Genomic DNA, 16,766 nt, shown 5'->3' on the forward strand with positions numbered 1-16,766 from the left:
CCTTTCCAGAAGTCAGCGCCAGGTGGGGGCGCAGTAGTAGCTGCCGGCGTCGGCCGGGTCGCCGTGGCCGGTGTAGCGGGAGACGGACGGGTACAGGCACAGCTCGCGCGACACCGTCTTGCCGGAGGAGTCCGTGGTGGCGGCGCTCAGCGTCTGCGGGGCCTTGCCCTGCTCGACCCAGGCCGTCAGGGCGCCGAGGGCGTCGGTCGGCTTGGGGCCGGTGCTCGTGGGGCCGGCGCAGTGGGCGACGCCCGGCGCCAGGAACAGCCGGTAGAAGTCGTCGACCCGGCGCGCGCCGCCCATGGCCGACTCCACCCGGCGGCGGTAGTCCACGGTGCCCTGGGCGGGAATCAGCTCGTCGGCCTGTCCGTGCCAGGTGAGGAGCTTGCCGCCGGACCTGCGGAACGCCGACAGGTCGGGGTCGTCGGTCCCGATGATCGTGTCGTACTCGGCCTGGGACTGCGCGAACAGCTTGGCGAACTCGGCGTAGGTGATCGTCGACAGGTCGTAGGACGGCTGCCGCTTCAGGAACGTCGACACCCAGATGGCCGGTACGGGGAACGGCGCGCCCACGCGCTTCCCGTCCGCGCCGACGCGGGTGCCGGCGAGGTCGAAGCCGGCGCCGATCGGGATGCCTGACCACAGCTTCTTGCCGGACGGGGTGCGGGGGCCGTCCCAGATCTTGCGGACGACGGCGGCGTCGGCCGCGGTGATGGTCTCCTGCTCGCCGTCGCACTCGACGCTCTTGCCGATGAGCCGACGCGGGTCGAACGTGCATGTGGCGGGGTCGCCGATCAGCCCGTCGGGAGCGCCGTCGAGCGGGTCGCAGGCCTTGACGGCGGCCTCGTTGAAGGCGTTGAACTTACACGGGGAGGGGAAGGTGTTCTCCTCGTTCATCACCACCTGCGGCCACAGGGTCGCGACCTCGAACTCGTCCCAGTTGATCCCCGGAGCGGTGGCGAGGATGCCGTCGAAGTCGTCGGGGTGGCGCTGGGCCTCCATGTAGCCCTGGCGGCCGCCGGTCGAGCAGCCGTTCCAGTACGAGTAGGAGACGGGCTTGCCGTACACCTCGTTGACGACCTGCTTGGCGACGACCGCCATCTCGTGCTGGGACCGGTCGGCGAAGTTCTTCAGCAGCGCCGTGTTGACCTCGCCGGCACTGTTGAGGGCCCAGCGGGTGTCTATGTACGTGCTGACGCCGGCGTCCGTGGTCGCGGCGGCGTAGCCGCTCTTGATCGCGCCGGCCAGGCCCGCGCCGTAGTCGCCGGCGGCGTAGGCGCTACCACCCACCGCCTGGAAACGGCCGGTCCAGCCCGTCTCGGGCAGCCAGACCCGCACCTTGGCGTGGTCGCCGACGCCCGGGTGGGTGAGCGTGACCGTGACATCGCAGTAGGCGGGCACGTCCGGGATCTCGACCACGTCGGTCAGCGGCGGCACCGGAGGGATGGTCAGGGTGCCCGCCTCCCGGCTGACCGCCGTCACGGACTCCACCGCGGTGCCGGTGGGGGCGTTCACGGAGATGGACGAGCACGTGAACGGGACAGCGGCGGAGCTCGCGGTGCCGGCCGAAGCCACGGCCGGCAGGCACGCCAGCGGCGCTCCTGCAGCCAAGATGATCAGAAGGCGTTTCATGACGTTCACTGTCGTTCGCGGCCGACACCCGGCACATCAGTCAGTTGACGGTCAGCATCGGCGAGCCGCTCCAGCCGCAGGTCAGCGGCCTGATCTGCCCGGTTGAACGGCTCGACGCGCTGGGGCGCGCGCACCCGTGCCCGGCCGCCCCCGCGATGACTGACCGTCAAGTGACGGATGTGACCGCGGTCCTTCCCGGACGACAGTGCTTGCACCAGAAGCCTTCTGAAAGGGGAATGTCGTGGTCAGCAACAAGGGTGTACGCAGCCGGGGGCTCATGGTGGGGGCCCTCGCGATCGGTCTCCTGACCACCGCCGCCGCCGCACCCGCCTTCGCGGCGGACAAGCCCGCCAAGCCGACCATCGTGCTGGAGCACGGCGCCTTCGCCGACGCCTCCAGCTGGAACGCGGTGATCGAAGAGCTGCGCGCGGACGGTTACCCCGTCGTCGCCGCGGCCAACCCGCTGCGTGGACCGGCCAACGACGCGGCCGCGCTCCGCAGCGTCCTCGACCACGTCGCAGGACCCAAGATCCTCGTCGGGCACTCCTACGGCGGCTCGGTCATCAGCGTCGCCGGCGCGAACGACCCGCAGGTCAAGGCGCTCGTGTACGTCGCCGCCTTCCTGCCCGCCCCCGGCGAGACCGCCCTGGAGCTGACGAACAAGTACCCCGGCTCCACCCTCCCCGGCGCCCTCGACCCGACCCCCTTCACCCTCCCCGACGGCACCAGCGGAACCGACCTGTACATCAAGCCCGGCAAGTTCCACCACCAGTTCGCCGCCGACGTACCGGCCGGCACCGCGGCCCTCATGGCCGCCACCCAGCGGCCCATCGCCCAGTCCGCCCTGGAGGAGAAGACGGAGGCCGCCGCCTGGAAGGACAAGCCCACCTGGGACATCATCACGACCCAGGACCTCAACATCCCCGCCGCGGTCCAGCGCTTCATGGCCAAGCGCGCCCACGCGCACACCGTCGAGGTACGCGCCTCCCACTCCGTGGCCGTCTCCCAGCCCAAGACCGTGGCCGACGTCATCGAAAAGGCCGCACGCGCCACCCGATAGCCCCGCTTCGAAAGAGAGATCACGACCATGGACATGAAGCTCGAAGTCGTCGTCCTGCCCGTATCCGACGCCGACCGCGCCAAGGACTTCTACACCCGGCAGCTCGGCTTCCGCCTCGACGCGGACTTCCCCATCAACGACGGTTACCGGATCATTCAGGTCACTCCCCCCGGCTCCGCCTGCTCGATCATCTTCGGCGACGGCCTCACCGACGCCGTACCCGGTACGGTCCAGGGACTGCACCTGATCGTGTCCGACATCGAGCAGGCCTGTAAGGAGTTGGCCGGCCGCGGCGTCGACGTCACCGTCCCGTTCCACGACGCCACCGGCGCCTTCCACCAGGCCGGCGAGACCGGCCGCGTCATGGGCCCGCACCCGCAGCGTGCCAGCTACGGCTCCTTCGCCTCGTTCGCCGACCCCGACGGCAACCGCTGGTTCCTGCAGGAGATCACCGAACGGCTGCCCGGCCGCTGACCATGACCGAAGACACCCGTAGCTATGACGTGGTCGTGATCGGGGCAGGTCCGGTCGGCGAGAACGTCGCCGACCGGACCACCGCCGCCGGCCTGACCACCGTCATCGTGGAAAGCGAACTCGTCGGCGGCGAATGCTCCTACTGGGCGTGCGAACCGAGCAAAGCCCTGCTGCGACCCGCACTCCTGCGTGCCGACGCCCGCCGGGTGCCCGGCCTGGGCCCGGCCGCCGCCGGACCGCTGGACACCGCCGCCGTACTGGCGCATCGCGACCGCATGGCCGCCCACTGGAACGACGACGGCCAGGTCGAATGGCTCAAGACGGCCGGCATCGACCTCCAACGCGGCCACGGCCGGCTCGACGGGCCGCGACGCGTGGCCGTGACCACCCCCGACGACGGCACCGTCCACCTGCGGGCCAGGCACGCCGTGGCCGTGTGCACCGGCAGCGGCGCCGCCCTCCCCGACCTGCCCGGGCTCGCCGCCCTACGGCCCTGGACCAGCCGCGAAGCCACCAGCGCCCTGCGGCCGCCCGGACGACTCGTCATCGTCGGCGCGGGCGTCGTGGCCACCGAGATGGCCACCGCCTGGCAGTCCCTCGGCACCGAGGTCATCCTCCTCGCCCGCGGCGCCCGCCTGCTGCCGCAGCTGGAACCCTTCGCCAGCGAGCTCGTCGCCGAACGCCTGCGCGAAGCGGGCACCGACCTGCGGTTCGGCGTGACCGTCGGCACCGCTGCCCGTAGGGGCGGCGAGGTCCGCATCACCCTTTCCGATGGCAGCCGGCTCACCGCGGACGAGATCCTCTTCGCCATCGGCCGCGCACCCCGCACCGGCGACATCGGCCTCGAGACCGTCGGCCTGCCCCCCGGCGACTGGCTCACCACCGACGACACCCTCACCGTCACCGGCGACTGGCTGTACGCCGTGGGGGACGTCAACCGTCGGGCCCTGCTCACCCACCAGGGCAAGTACCAGGCCCGCATCGCCGGTGCCGTCATCGCCGCCCGAGCATGCGGTATCCCGCTCGACACCGGACGCTGGGGCCCACACGCCGACACCGCACCCGTACCTCAGGTCGTCTTCACCGACCCCGAGGTCGCCAGTGTCGGCCTCACCACCATCGAGGCCCGGCGCACCGGCCGCCGCGTCGACGTCGTCGACTACGACCTCGGCCACGTCGCCGGCGCCCTCCAGCACGACCCGGACTACCGCGGCAGAGCCCGCGCCCTCATCGACCCCGATCGCCGCACCGTCGTCGGCGTCACCTTCGCCGGACCGGGCGTCGCCGAGCTCCTCCATTCCGCCACTGTGGCGATCGTCGGTGAAACCCCCGTCGAACGCCTGTGGCATGCCGTACCGGCCTTCCCCACCATCAGCGAGGTGTGGCTGCGACTGCTCGAGACGTACCGGGACCAGCGATTCGTGTCACAGTAATGCGAATCTTTAGTCTGCAAGTGCTACATTGATGAGACAGTTAGAAGGGAAACCTCCATGGCCAAGACATGGCTCATCACCGGAGCATCACGCGGTATCGGACGCCACCTCACCGAAGCCGTCCTCGAAGCAGGCGACCAGGTCATCGCCACCGCACGCAGCCCCAAACAACTCGACGACCTGGTGGCCCGCCACGGCGACCGGATACGAGCGGTCGCACTCGACGTCACCGACGCAGCCGCGGCGTCCCGGGCGGTCAAGGAGGCCACCGACGCCTTCGGCAGCCTCGACGTGGTCGTCAACAACGCCGGCTACGGCAACAGCGCGCCGATCGAAGAGATGGCCGAGGACGACTTCCGCGCCCAGATCGAGACCAACCTCTTCGGCGTCGTGAACGTCACCCGGGCAGCCTTGCCCGTCCTGCGCACCCAGCGATCAGGAGTCTTCGTCCAGTTCTCCTCCATCGGGGGACGCGTCGGCGGCACGCCCGGAATGGGCGCCTACCAGACCGCGAAGTTCGCCGTCGAAGGCTTCTCCGAAGTCCTCGCCAACGAAGTCGCACCCTTCGGCATCAAGGTCATCATCATCGAGCCGGGCGCGTTCCGCACCGACTGGCAAGGCTCCTCCATGGAGATCCACCCCGTCGGCCCCGACTACGAGCAGACGGTGGGCGCCATCCACCGCTACCGACGCGACACCGACGGCACCCAGCCCGGCGACCCCGCCCGCGCCGCCAAAATCATCATCGACGTCGTCCGCGACGACGACCCACCCCGACGACTCCTCCTCGGCAGCGACGCCGTCACCTCCGCCCAAAAAGCTGCCGAAATCCGCGCCGCCGAAACCGAAAAATGGGCCGCCATAAGCCGCTCCGCCGACTACCGCTAGTGGGGGCTCAGCTCGAGTGAGTGCATTGAGCCGGTGGGCATCGACCACTCCGAAAACCGCTGGACACGCTCCAGGGCGCTCCGCAATCATCCGCGCTGTGACAGATGAACCCGCCCGCCGGTCGGTGAGATTCGTTGATCTCACGAGCACGGCCATGACCGCCTTGCTGGACGACGACCTTGCCCGGGCCAGTGCCGAAGCAGGAGTCGAGCTCACGGACTACTTCCTCACTGATCAGGCGAAGTGGGTTTGGCGGTATCGGGTCAATCAGCTGGCCTCGGACCCGGGTAGCGCGGGGTGGCTCACCCGAGCCGTCGTGGCCGAGCCCGAAGGCGTCGTCGTGGGGTATGCCGGGTTCCACGGGCCGCCCGATGAGACGGGCATGGTGGAGATCGGCTATTCGGTGGCCCCCGGCTACCGTCGTCAGGGGTACGCCAGGACGATGTTGACCGAGTTGATGCGTCGCGCCGCCGCCGAATCCGCAGTCAAGACCGCGCGGGTGACGATCAGCCCCGAGAACACCGCTTCCCTGGCCACGATTTCCGGATTCGGCTTCGTGGAGGTCGGAGAGCAGTGGGACGAGGTGGACGGCCTTGAGCTCATCTTCGAAGTCCCAGTCTGAATGGGCTCCGTGAACAGAGCCGCCGGTTTCCTCTTCGGGTGATCGGCCGCAGCGGTGACCGCGGGGTCGACATCACCGCACGCTCCGAACCTCACGCTGGCGACGTCGCTGCCACCATGCCCAATCGGAGTCGGGGGACGTAGACGGTGCCGACGAGGTTCGACGGAGGTAATACTGATCGACGGACAGGATCAGGGCATTCAGATGCAGCCTGGCCCACGGAGGTAGGCCAACAAGAGCCTGTTGAAGTCGCCGGCGGGGCTCATCCCTTGTGCACTCATCGCATGCGCATCTCTGGACGAAACGATCAGCGGTCCCGACCAGGACCGCCTCCTGCCAAGCCACCAGGGCAGCAGCCACCGCACCTGGCCACATACGGGTGTGCTCAAGCGCAATCACCGCGCTCATGGGACGACGGCCAAGCCCGGGAACATGATGGATCACAGCTCTGTGGGTCCCACACGACGACCCTCGCGTACGGACCTCGGAAGGGCGCCTACGCGGCATGGCTCTTTCTGATCGATGACATGACCAGGATGATCGCACGCCAAGAACATCACATCCAAGCCCCGAGGTGCCAAGGCACTCCGGCCCCGGGATGATCAGGCATTGCACGACGCGTGCTTTCTCCACGAAAGCCCAACGTGGGAAGCTGCCCGAGCACGGGGATCAATCGGAGGATGGATGTTAGGCAAGAACAGGCAGCAGGGCCCGGTGCCGACCGACGCTGAGACGGCCGAGTTCATGCGGCACCTCGCGGAGACCTTCGTTGAGGCGACCCGCGAGGATGGCTATGCCTTTGACTGGGATCCCGCGTACATCTATCACCTCGACAACTACCTCAGCGAGTTCGCGGCACAGAACCCGCCACCAGATATCACCCACAGCGTGATCATGAGCGCAGGGGCGTATCTCGGCGAGATGATCGTCCGTAACAGCTCCTTTGTCTGGGTCTACCACGAGGCCGAGAACGCCGCCGCGATCAGCAACCCTGAGGGGATCATCGGCTTTCCACACAACAAGGTCGCCAAGCGCGTACACCAGGGCAACGAGCACGAGCTCGAAGCGTTCTTCAAGTACGTCGTTACTGGCGAGGTGCCCCATGGGACCACAGTGCGCACGATGAAGCCCTCATGGTGGCAACGTCTGAGGTCACGCGCGTGATCATCGGCCCGAAGGTGTGGCGGCATGATGAGGCGGTGACGTCCTGGTTTCGCGCCTACTGGGGTGAAGAGGACATCTGGTTCTACTTCGAAATCGATGCTGACGGTTGGGTGATGCGGCAGATCGAGCTTCGCGGGCCAGATGACACTCCCATCGCGGCGGCCTCTATGGCCGAATGGCAGGAGGCACAACGCATAGGGCGCCTCCACCAGTACGAGGCGACCTACGGTCTGACTGCCGGGATTCCGATCCAGGAGTGGGAGGGATACGATCCTCAGCCCCTCACCTCCTCCGAATTCGAGAGCGTTTGGCGTCGCGCCCGTCACCATCTCACGACCTGACTCGCCGAGGCGTGCAGGTGGACGTCCGGCCACGCGGGGGTGTTACGAAGGTCGTGCGTGCGGATGTGGGGAAGCCGCCTCGCCTCTCCCTATATGAACGTTCACTGGCCGGATGGCGGGCGGTTTCGGATGCAAAGCACCAAGTTGGTGGGGCTTGGTGCGTTTGACCGGGTTGGTGTTGAGGTTGCATGCTGGCCCGCATGCTCTTCACCCAGGCTGAACTTGACTATCTGACCAGCCAGCGCCTCGGTCGTCTGGCCACCGTTTCTCCGGCTGGTCAGGTGCAGAACAATCCCGTGAATTTCTTTGTGGACGCCGACGGCACGATCACGATCGGCGGGGGCGCGCTGGGAGCCTCCAAGAAGTTCAGGAACGTCCAGGAGGGCAGCACCGTGTCGCTCGTCGTGGACGACCTTGCCTCGGTGGACCCGTGGGTGCCGCGTGGGATCGAGATCCGGGGTTCAGGGGTGGCTTTGACGGATCACGAGCCGCCGGTGCCGGGCTTGTCTCGGCAGATCATCACGATCACGCCCAGCCAGATCATTTCTTGGGGGTTGGGCGGGCCCAGGGCCAGCCGCAAAGTGTGAAAGCGCGTGACACCCGTCATGAAGCGAACGTAGTAAGTCGTTGCAGTGCCTCGGCTCTGGGGAGTTGGGCGCCGCGGTTGTAGGCCTGGTCGTAGGCAGCCGGGCCGAGTTTTGAGCGGACGGCGGTGACGAGGTGGCGTAGTTCCGGGTCGCCGTGGTCGAAGGTGCCGCGGATGGTCTGGGTCATGCCCAGGGCGGTGGCTGCGCCGTCCGGGTCGTCTTCCAGCCACAGCAGCCAGGCCAGGAGCTGGGCGGCGGTGGCGATGTCGCGGGTGGCATTCAGGCCGTGGATGGCGAAGGACGCGCGGACCGCGTCGGGCAGCAGGGCCCGGGCCGGGGAAGTCGCGCCGGATGCCAGGAGGTTGGCCATCCTGACCGGCGCGGCCCGGCCGGTCGGGGTCGACAGCTCGCTCTCGATCGCCTCGAGCCGGTCGAGTGCCTGCTCGGCCAGTTCCAGCTCGCCGGTACGGCGATGCAGGTTCGCCAGGCACAGCAGCAGCTCGACCTCCGAGTGCAGGCGGCCGCGGTCCCCGGTACGTGCTCTGGCCTCGTCGAGCTCCCGCATGGCCCCGTCCAGGTCACCCATGCGGGCACGTTCCGCGGCCAGTGCCGTACGGCAGAACAGTTCCTCCTCCCGCAGGTCGAGCGGCATCACCAGCCCGAGCGCGGTCTGAAGCGCGGTGATCGCCGCCTCGTGCGCGCCTTCGACGGAACGGCTGCGCGCCATCCCGGTCAGCGTCGCCATCCGGGCGTAGCGTTCACCGGTCTGCTCGAACAGGCGCAGCGCCTCGGCGCGCGGGCCGGCGCTGCCCGCCCAGTCGCCGCGGTCGGCAAGGATGAACGCCTCCACCCAGTACGCGCTGCCCCGCGCCCAGGCGTCCTGGCCTTCGCGGATCCGCCGCAGCTCGCGGTCGGCCAGGTCGTCGAGCCCGAGGAAGTACGCCATGGGCAGCACCATCAGGATCATCAGCGGGTAGCGCTCCATGGCCCCGGTACGGACGCAGTCCTCGATCGCCTCCGGAGTCACCGCCCCGTGCTGCACCAGCAGGTTCACCGCGGTGAACGCGGCAAGCACGTCGTCGGGCAGCGCGTCGCCGAACCGCAACACCTCGGCCACCAGCGTCGCGAACCTGGCGTCGAACCGGACGTTCCAGTGCGCGTACAGCGGGCCGAGCAGGCGCCAGGCCGACTCCGCGTCCCCGCCGTCGATGGCCGAGCGCAGCGCGAACACCATGTTGTCGTGTTCGTCGTCGAGCACGACGAAGGAGTCCACCTGCCGGTGCGTGCGCAGCAGCGGCTCGTGCTCCGCGCCGAGCCGGGCGTAGTACTGGCAGAACCGCGCGGAGATCCGCGCGCGCTCGTCGGCCCGCAGCAGGCTGGTGGCCGCATAAGCGCGTACGGTCTCCAGCATCCGGTACCGCTCGCCGTCCTGGACCACGATGGACTTGTCGACCAGCGCGCCGAGCACGTAGACGACGTCTTCCTCCGGCAGCAGGTCGTCGGAGCACACCGCCTCGACGGCGGACTCGCGAGCGCCGGACGGGAAGATCGAGATGCGGCGGGCGAGCACGCGCTCCTGCTCCGACAGCAGGTCCCAGCTCCACTCGATGACCGCGAGCAGGGTGCGCTGACGCGGCATGGCGGCCCTGTTGCCCGAGCTCAGCAGCCTGAACCGGTCATCGAGCCGCTTGGCGATCTGGTCGGCGCTCATCGAGCGCAGCCGGGCCGCCGCCAGTTCCAGGGCGAGGGGCAGCCCGTCGAGCCTGCGGCAGATGTCGACGATCGGGCCCGCCGTGGAATCGTCCAGCGTGAGGCCGGGCCGTACAGCCGTGGCCCTGTCGACGAACAGGCGGACGGCGGCGGAGTCGGCCAGCGGGCCCAGCGGGCACAGCGCCTCGCCGGGGATCCCGAGCGACTCCCTGGAGGTGGCCAGGATGCTCAGCCGCGGCAGCCGGTCGAGGAGCTGGTCGCTGAGCGTCGCGGCGGCCTCCACCAGGTGCTCGCAGTTGTCGAGCACCAGGACGGCCTGCTCGATGCCGAGCAGGTCGGCCACCTGGTCGACCGCGGATCCGTGGGCAGGCTCCGACGGACGGAACTCCCGGGGGCTGAGCACGCCGAGGACCTCGTCGACGAGCCGCTCGGGAGTGCTCACCCCCGCCAGCGCCACGAACCACGCCCGTCCCCGGCCGTGGGCCGCGTGCCGTTCCACGACCTCCACGGCCAGCCTGGTCTTGCCGGCCCCGCCGGGCCCGACGATGGTCACCAGCCGGGACCTGCCCATGAGCTCGGTGAGCAGGCCCAGTTCCTCCTCGCGGCCGACGAAGCTGGTCAGCCGCGAGGGCAGCCGCCCCGGCGGAGCCGCGGAGCGTTCAGGGGAGCGGTCCAGCTCGCCGCGCAGGACGGCCAGGTAGATCTGCTGGAGCTCGTCGGAGGGGTCGATGCCGAGTTCCTCCGCGAGCCTGCCGCGGATCTCCTCGTAGGCCTCCAGCGCGTCGGACTGCCTGCCCGCGGCGTACAGGGCCCGCATCCGCAGCCCGGCGAGCCGCTCGCGCAGCGGGTGCCGCGCCAGCGCGGCCTCCAGGCCGGGAAGCGCCGCGGCGTGCCTGCCCAGCCGCAGCTCGGCCTCGAAACGGTCCTCCTCCGCGGCCAGCCGCAGGTCGTTCAGCCGTACGGCGGGCGGCCCGGCGAAGTGGGCGAGGTTCGGCAGGTCGCCCAGCGCCTCGCCCTTCCACAGGGCCAGTGCCTCGGCGAGCACCGCGGCGGCCTCCTGCGGCCTGCCGGCCACCAGTTCCGCCCTGCCCCGCGCGCTCAGCTCCTCGAACCTGTGCAGGTCAACGTCCTGGGCGGTCACCGGCAGCCGGTAACCACCGGTTACCGACTCCACGGCCACCTGCCCGCGCAGAGCCCGGCGGAGCCGGGAGACCGTCGCCTGCAGGGCGTTGGCGGCGTCCGCCGGCGGTTCGTCGCCCCACAGGTCGTCGATCAGCGCGTCGGTCGTGACCACGCGCCCGGGGTCCAGGGCGAGCCTGGCCAGCAGCATCCGCAGCCGCGCTCCGCCGAGGTCGACGACCTCTCCGTCGTCGCCGTGAACCATGACCGGCCCGAGGAGTTGAATCAGCACGCCCGAACCCTCTCATATGCGGTTATACAGCTTCTTGGCCCAGAGGTAGCCGCCGATCCCGATGACGGCGCTCCAGGCCAGGGCCATCCACAGGTCGGCGCCGGTCGGCGTTCCCGTGATCAGCGCGCGCACCGTCTCGATGATGGGCGTGAACGGCTGGTAGTCGGCGAACCACCGCAGCCCGGCGGGCATCGAGCCGGTGGGCACGAACCCGCTGCCCAGCATCGGCAGCAGCATGAGCGGCAGCGGCAGGTTGCTGGCGATCTCGACGTTGCCCGCCATCAGGCCGAGCGCGACCGACAGCCAGGTGAAGGCGAGGGAGACCAGGAGCAGGAGGCCGCCGGCGGCCAGCCAGCCGGTGACGCCGGCCGGCGACCTGAACCCGATGAGCAGCGCGACCCCGACGACGACCGCCATGCTCATCGCCGTCTGCAGCACGCTGCCGACCACGTGCCCGGTCAGCACGGAGACCCGCGCGATCGCCATGGTGCGGAAACGGGCGACGATGCCCTCCGTCATGTCGGTGGCGACGGAGGTGGCGGTGCTCTGCGCGGCACCCGCCACCGCCATGATCAGGATTCCGGGGGTGATGTAGTTGATGTAGTCGGCGCGTCCGCCAAGCGCCCCGCCGAGCCCGTCGCCGAGCGTGCCGCCGAAGACGTAGACGAACAGCAGCAGGAAGATGACCGGGGTCCCCACGGTCATCATGGTGAGGGCCGGGTAGCGCCGCAGGTGCGTGAGCTGGCGCCGCAGCATCGTGGTCGAGTCGCGGACGGCGAGGGTCAGGGTGCTCATCGGGCGGACTGCCTTTCCGTGGTGAGGGCGAGGAAGACGTCGTCGAGGTCGGGGGTGTGGACTTCGAGGTCCTTGACGTCGATCGAGGCGGCGGCGAGCCTGTCGAGCAGCGAGCGCAGCCCCACCACGCCGCCGTCGCCGGGCACGTGCAGGGTGAGCGCCTCATGGTTGCGGGAGACCGGACCGAGGGTACGGCCGGCCAGCTCGAAGGCGGCCTCGTCGGCGAAGCGGAGCGTGATGTGCCCGCCGGGGACCAGCCGCTTGAGCTCCTCCGCCGTGCCCTGCGCGACCAGGTTCCCCTGGTTGAGCACGGCGATGCGGTCGGCGAGCTGGTCGGCCTCCTCGAGGTACTGGGTGGTGAGGAAGATCGTGACGCCCTGCTCGTCGACCAGGTCGCGGATGATCTGCCACAGGGCCCGGCGGCTGCGCGGGTCCAGCCCGGTCGTCGGCTCGTCGAGGAAGATGATCTTCGGCTGGCCGACCATCGTCATGGCCAGGTCGAGGCGGCGCCGCATGCCGCCGGAGTAGGTCGCCGCCTGTTTGCGGGCGGCGTCCGTCAGCTCGAACATCGTCAGCAGCTCGCGCGCCCGGCGGCGGCCGTCCGCGCGGCGCAGGTGCAGCAGGTCGGCCATGAGCAGGAGGTTCTCCTCGCCGGTGAGCAGGCCGTCCACCGCGGAGAACTGGCCCGTGACGCCGATGGCGGCGCGGACGGCGTCGGGCTCGCGCGCCACGTCGTGTCCCGCGACCCGCACCTGCCCGCTGTCGGCGGCGATGAGCGTGGACATGACGCGCACCATCGTGGTCTTGCCCGCGCCGTTCGGGCCGAGCAGCGAGAAGATCGTGCCCGCGGTCACGTTCAGGTGGACGCCGTCCAGGACGGTCTGCTTGCCGTAGGACTTGCGGAGTCCGGATGTCTCGATCGCGTACGTGGTCATGATCAGGTCCTTCGGGGTCAGGAGCGGCGGAGCACGATGCTGCCGTGCAGGGTGGTGGCGCGGATGCCGACCGTCTCGGCGGTCCGGCCTGCGGGGGTGCGGAGGTCCTGTACGGTGCCGTGCCTGGCGTCGACGTCGAGTTCGGCGGTCGTGTCCGGGCCGACGCCCAGGTCCAGCGAGCCCGATCCGGTCTCGACCGTGACCGAGCCGCGGACCACCTCGCCGAGGCGGATGCTGCCGTGCTTGCTGCGGGCGTTCACGTCGGCCAGCGCGTGCTCGACGGCAATGTCGCCGGAGTCGGACTCGGCGCGCAGCGCCCCGGCGACCGTGCCGAGGGTGATGGCGCCGCTGGCGCTGCTGAGTACGGCCTCGCCGTCCACGACGCCGATCCGGATGCCGCGGTAGGTGCTCTGCGCGTGGGCGTCGGCGTGGACGTGGTTGACCACGATGTCGCCGGACTCGGCGGCGATGTCGATGGCGTCCGCGCTGTCCAGATGGACCAGGCCGTGCGAACTGTGGATCTTCGCCCGGCCCAGGTGGCCGTCGCAGCGCAGGTCCGATGCGGCGATCCTGGCGTCCAGGTGGGATCCGGACGGCAGCTCAACGGTCACCTTGATCGAGCCGCTGCGGCGGAGCCAGGATCGGCTGTCGGTGGTGGGGTCGATGATCCGCAGGTGGCCGTAGCCGTACTCGATCAGTGTCCGTTCCGCGGCCTTGACGTCTTTGTGCGAGGTCGGGTCGTCGGGCAGGACCTGCACGTGGCTGTCGGCGCGCTCGCCGGCCGTGATCTGGACGGTGCCGAAGCCGACTTCCAGCGTGACGTCGATCGGCTCAGGAGTGTCGAAGGTGGGCATTTCGGCTGTCCGTTCTTTCAGATGCGGGTACGGCTAGCGCGGGCGCACACGGTGACGGCCGCCACAGCCGTGACCAGCACCACGGCCGCGAAGGCCAGAAGCGTCAGCGCGTCGGGGTGGATCAGGGACTGGCCACGGCCCGCCTGCCAGGTGACGACGGCGAACAGCCCGAAGTAGCCGAAGGCGGCGGCGCCGACCAACCGGGCGCGCACCTGCTCGTCCCGCAGCCAGGCCACCTGGGAGGAGAGCATCACCAGCAGCGCGGCGACCAGCAGCAGCACCTGAATGCCGTGGAGTCCGACGAAGTGCGCCACCCGCCAGTCGCCGCCGGTCACGCTCCAGTCGGTGATGGGCATGCCGTGACCGTCGGGGTCGCCGACGCCGTGGCCCTGGTACATCGTGATCTCGGTGCCGTTGGCGTCGGTGACCGTACGCGGGTAGATGCCCGTGATCAGGTAGTAGATCGGCACGATCATGCCCAGGACGGCCAGCCAGATCCCGGCGCGGATCGCCTTGGTCAGGGGGCGGTCGGCGGTGCGCTGGACCAGCACCATGATCGCCATGATGAGGTTGGCGATGAAGAGCACGCCGACGCCGATCGAGAAGATCGGCGTCAGTGCCTGAGTGACCGGGTCGGTGCTGGTGTTGAAGTGGCTGAACGTGCCGCGTGCCGCCTGAAGCGTGATCGCGGCGACTTCCACCACCCCGCCGACGGCGAAGACGGTGCCGAGCCACCAGCCGAGGCGCTTGGCCTTGCTGAGCCTGGTGAGCAGCCAGGCGAGCGTGCCGCAGTACATGGTGAGGGCGAAACCGAACTTCAGCGGCTTCAGCCACACCGACTCGTCAAGGAGCAGGCGGCCGTCCACCAGCATGCCCACGGCGCTGATCGCGACGAGAGCGATGAAGAGACCGACACTCACCATCAGCGGGCGGTGCCACTGACGCCAGGGGGTCAACAGGGTGTGCATGGCGCTTCCTCCGGCAGGGGGCTTTGTTGTGCGCCATACGATGCGCGGTCGCCCTGACCGTGCGCTGACGTCCGGATCGGGATCTTGTCAGCCCGCTGATACGAAAGTAGGTGCCGCGACCTACGGCAGTACTGCCCGCACCAGCCGTGTGCCCCATGTGGCGACCGCGCCTGCGCGACAACACTGGCGGACGTGAAATCCGTCGGTGAGAGGAAGCACATGTCCAGCGAAGTCCAGGCAGCCCGTCCGACCAAACGACGTGCACTGACCGTGGCAGGCGCGGCGGCCGCGGCGCTCGCCCTCTGGGCACTGGCCGTCCCGGTCGCCGGAATCGACCTGACCGTCCAGCTCTCAGGAGCGACTCAGCAGGTCGGACCGGGCGCCGTCGCCGCCGCGAGCCTGGCGGCCGGACTGGCCGCCTGGGCCCTGCTGATCCTGCTGGAACGAACCCTCAAGCGCGCCGCACGAGCCTGGACCATCATCGCCGTCGTCGCACTGATCCTGTCCCTGAGCGGCCCCCTCACCTCCGCAGTCGGAACCGCGACCACCCTGACACTCACCGCAATGCACCTGATCGTCGCCGCAGTACTCATCCCCGGCCTGGGCCGCACAGCACGCACCCGATGACGGCGAAACCCGGGATCACCAGACCGCCGAGGCGAAGGCTCGTAGGGGTTCGGTGAGGTTTTCGGCTAGTTCTTCGTTGGTCTCGAACCGGTTGGCGGCGCGGCCGCCTTCGGGCATCCAGACTTGGAGGCGGGCGCCCAGGAGGTTGCCTTCGGGGACGGTTTCGCCGCCTTGGAAGTGGGTGACGCGGAATTCCTCGGTGATTCGTTTGGGGTCGAGGTGGCGCCAGCCCATGTCGTAGTAGGTCAGTTCCTCGTGGCAGTTGACCAGCGGGTTGGTAGCGGCGAGTTGTCGTGGTGTCAGCGCCTGTGGGGCGGCGGGCTGGTACCAGTGCTCGACCACGATCTCCGGGTCGAGGGTGACCGTTCCGGCCTCCAGGTGGTCGTTCCAGACGCGCAGCGTCTTGCCGTGCCGTTTGACCAGGGCGTGCAGCCAGTTGAGGAGCCAGGTGAAGGCGTCGCTGCCGGTGGCCGCGGGGTCGCCGGTCCGTTCCCTGGCGAACGCCGCGAGCTGGGGGTATGCCGACCACTCCCGGTGGTTGCCTGGGTAGGCGAGGTATTCGTCTCCCCCGGCGTGCCAGTACGCCCCCGAGAACGTCCCGATCCGCCGCTCCACCTCCTCCTGGAGCACGGCCAACGCCCCCGGCCGGGTGAAGTCGAAAGCGCCCTTGAGCAGCGGATGCGTGGCACCGGGCACCAGAGCGTAGGACGGGTGCCGGGCGAGGAGGTCGTCGCAGTGCGAGGGCATGCCCAGGCTGGGCGTGAGGTTGACGTGGTAGCGCCGGCACAGCGCGTCCAGCCACGCGGCCTCGTCGTCGCCGAGCCCCACCCCGCTGAGCAGCACGGTCAGCTCGTTGTACTTGAGCAGGGCGAGCTCCCGCACCAGCCACGTCCACCACTCCCGCGAGTAGCTGCGAGGCACGGTGTCGATCAGGATGCCGCGCTCGGCGTAGCGGGGCCAGTCCCGGATCACGCCCGCCGGTATCTCATCCTTCTGCCGGAGGAGCTGGAGCAGGGTGCGCGTGCCGTACATCACCTCCTCGGGACTGGCCGCGGTGACCGTGGCCGACTCCCCCAGCTCCAGCACATAGCCGCGGTCCACGGGACCGAGCCGGAGCACGATGTCCCCGGAGGAGGCTTCCTCGGCGAGCAGGTCGCCCAGGCCGGCGAGGGCGGGGTCGGTCACGATCCGTGTCCGGGGGCTGAGCCGGAAGGTCCCGCGCGTGGGCTCCCACACGCGGGGTTCCGGGATGACGTCGAGCAAGG

The 16,766-nt window shown here is 69.6% G+C and carries 16 protein-coding genes; 9 read left to right on the forward strand and 7 right to left on the reverse strand.

The features are described from left to right. Positions 1–12: 12 nt before the first annotated feature. The gene (locus tag KIK09_RS11155) at positions 13–1,632 is read right to left on the reverse strand and encodes a tannase/feruloyl esterase family alpha/beta hydrolase (protein WP_214318685.1); all 1,620 of its coding nucleotides are present in this window, start codon (positions 1,630–1,632) and stop codon (positions 13–15) included. Positions 1,633–1,873: 241 nt separating this feature from the next. Between KIK09_RS11155 and KIK09_RS11160 the strand changes: the two genes are divergently transcribed. The 8 genes from KIK09_RS11160 to KIK09_RS11195 all read left to right on the forward strand — a co-directional run bounded on the left by KIK09_RS11160 (position 1,874) and on the right by KIK09_RS11195 (position 8,201). Continuing rightward, the gene (locus KIK09_RS11160) at positions 1,874–2,692 is read left to right on the forward strand and encodes an alpha/beta fold hydrolase (RefSeq protein ID WP_214318686.1); all 819 of its coding nucleotides are present in this window, start codon (positions 1,874–1,876) and stop codon (positions 2,690–2,692) included. Between the two features lie 33 nt (positions 2,693–2,725). Then, positions 2,726–3,166 (forward strand): VOC family protein, encoded by a 441-nt coding sequence (locus KIK09_RS11165; RefSeq protein ID WP_250572891.1) that lies wholly within the window; start codon positions 2,726–2,728, stop codon positions 3,164–3,166. Positions 3,167–3,168: 2 nt separating this feature from the next. Next, on the forward strand, positions 3,169–4,599 hold the full coding sequence (locus KIK09_RS11170; RefSeq protein ID WP_214318688.1) for a dihydrolipoyl dehydrogenase family protein: 1,431 nt from the start codon (positions 3,169–3,171) through the stop codon (positions 4,597–4,599). Positions 4,600–4,656: 57 nt separating this feature from the next. After that, positions 4,657–5,487, forward strand: coding sequence for an oxidoreductase (locus KIK09_RS11175; RefSeq protein ID WP_214318691.1), 831 nt, complete (start codon positions 4,657–4,659; stop codon positions 5,485–5,487). A 154-nt stretch (positions 5,488–5,641) separates the two neighbouring features. Beyond that, a complete protein-coding gene (locus KIK09_RS11180) occupies positions 5,642–6,109 on the forward strand; it encodes a GNAT family N-acetyltransferase (protein ID WP_214318693.1) in 468 nt (155 codons plus the stop codon). Positions 6,110–6,793: 684 nt separating this feature from the next. Then, complete coding sequence (locus tag KIK09_RS11185; protein WP_214318695.1) at positions 6,794–7,273, forward strand: hypothetical protein; 480 nt, start codon at positions 6,794–6,796, stop codon at positions 7,271–7,273. Continuing rightward, positions 7,270–7,614, forward strand: a complete 345-nt coding sequence (locus KIK09_RS11190; RefSeq protein WP_214318696.1) for a hypothetical protein — start codon at positions 7,270–7,272, stop codon at positions 7,612–7,614. Before KIK09_RS11185 ends, KIK09_RS11190 begins: the two co-directional genes overlap by 4 nt. Before the next feature lie 200 nt (positions 7,615–7,814). After that, positions 7,815–8,201: a PPOX class F420-dependent oxidoreductase gene (locus KIK09_RS11195; protein WP_214318698.1), complete on the forward strand. Its 387-nt coding sequence runs from the start codon at positions 7,815–7,817 to the stop codon at positions 8,199–8,201. Positions 8,202–8,217: 16 nt separating this feature from the next. Here the strand turns inward: KIK09_RS11195 and KIK09_RS11200 are convergent, their stop codons facing one another. The 5 genes from KIK09_RS11200 to KIK09_RS11220 are packed head-to-tail and all read right to left on the reverse strand — an operon-like array spanning position 8,218 to position 14,874. After that, positions 8,218–11,322 carry an AfsR/SARP family transcriptional regulator gene (locus KIK09_RS11200; RefSeq protein WP_214318699.1) on the reverse strand — a complete coding sequence of 1,035 codons (3,105 nt, stop codon included), beginning with the start codon at positions 11,320–11,322 and terminating at the stop codon, positions 8,218–8,220. 12 nt (positions 11,323–11,334) lie between these two features. Continuing rightward, positions 11,335–12,117, reverse strand: a complete 783-nt coding sequence (locus tag KIK09_RS11205) for an ABC transporter permease (RefSeq protein ID WP_214318700.1) — start codon at positions 12,115–12,117, stop codon at positions 11,335–11,337. Next, on the reverse strand, positions 12,114–13,052 hold the full coding sequence (locus KIK09_RS11210; protein WP_214318701.1) for an ATP-binding cassette domain-containing protein: 939 nt from the start codon (positions 13,050–13,052) through the stop codon (positions 12,114–12,116). The genes KIK09_RS11205 and KIK09_RS11210 overlap by 4 nt, the downstream gene beginning before the upstream one ends. Positions 13,053–13,069: 17 nt before the next feature. Beyond that, positions 13,070–13,906, reverse strand: a complete 837-nt coding sequence (locus KIK09_RS11215; RefSeq protein WP_214318702.1) for a DUF4097 family beta strand repeat-containing protein — start codon at positions 13,904–13,906, stop codon at positions 13,070–13,072. Between the two features lie 17 nt (positions 13,907–13,923). Beyond that, positions 13,924–14,874 (reverse strand): hypothetical protein, encoded by a 951-nt coding sequence (locus tag KIK09_RS11220; protein WP_214318703.1) that lies wholly within the window; start codon positions 14,872–14,874, stop codon positions 13,924–13,926. Between the two features lie 219 nt (positions 14,875–15,093). Here KIK09_RS11220 and KIK09_RS11225 point away from each other — a divergent pair, with 219 nt between their 5' ends. Continuing rightward, complete coding sequence (locus tag KIK09_RS11225) at positions 15,094–15,501, forward strand: DUF6069 family protein (RefSeq protein WP_214318704.1); 408 nt, start codon at positions 15,094–15,096, stop codon at positions 15,499–15,501. A 15-nt stretch (positions 15,502–15,516) separates the two neighbouring features. Here the strand turns inward: KIK09_RS11225 and KIK09_RS11230 are convergent, their stop codons facing one another. Continuing rightward, entirely contained in the window at positions 15,517–16,764 is a 1,248-nt protein-coding gene (locus tag KIK09_RS11230) for a beta-N-acetylhexosaminidase (RefSeq protein WP_214318705.1), read from the reverse strand. Positions 16,765–16,766: the final 2 nt, after the last annotated feature.

It is taken from the genome of Nonomuraea sediminis, from assembly GCF_018531495.1.
GTDB lineage: Bacteria > Actinomycetota > Actinomycetes > Streptosporangiales > Streptosporangiaceae > Nonomuraea > Nonomuraea sediminis.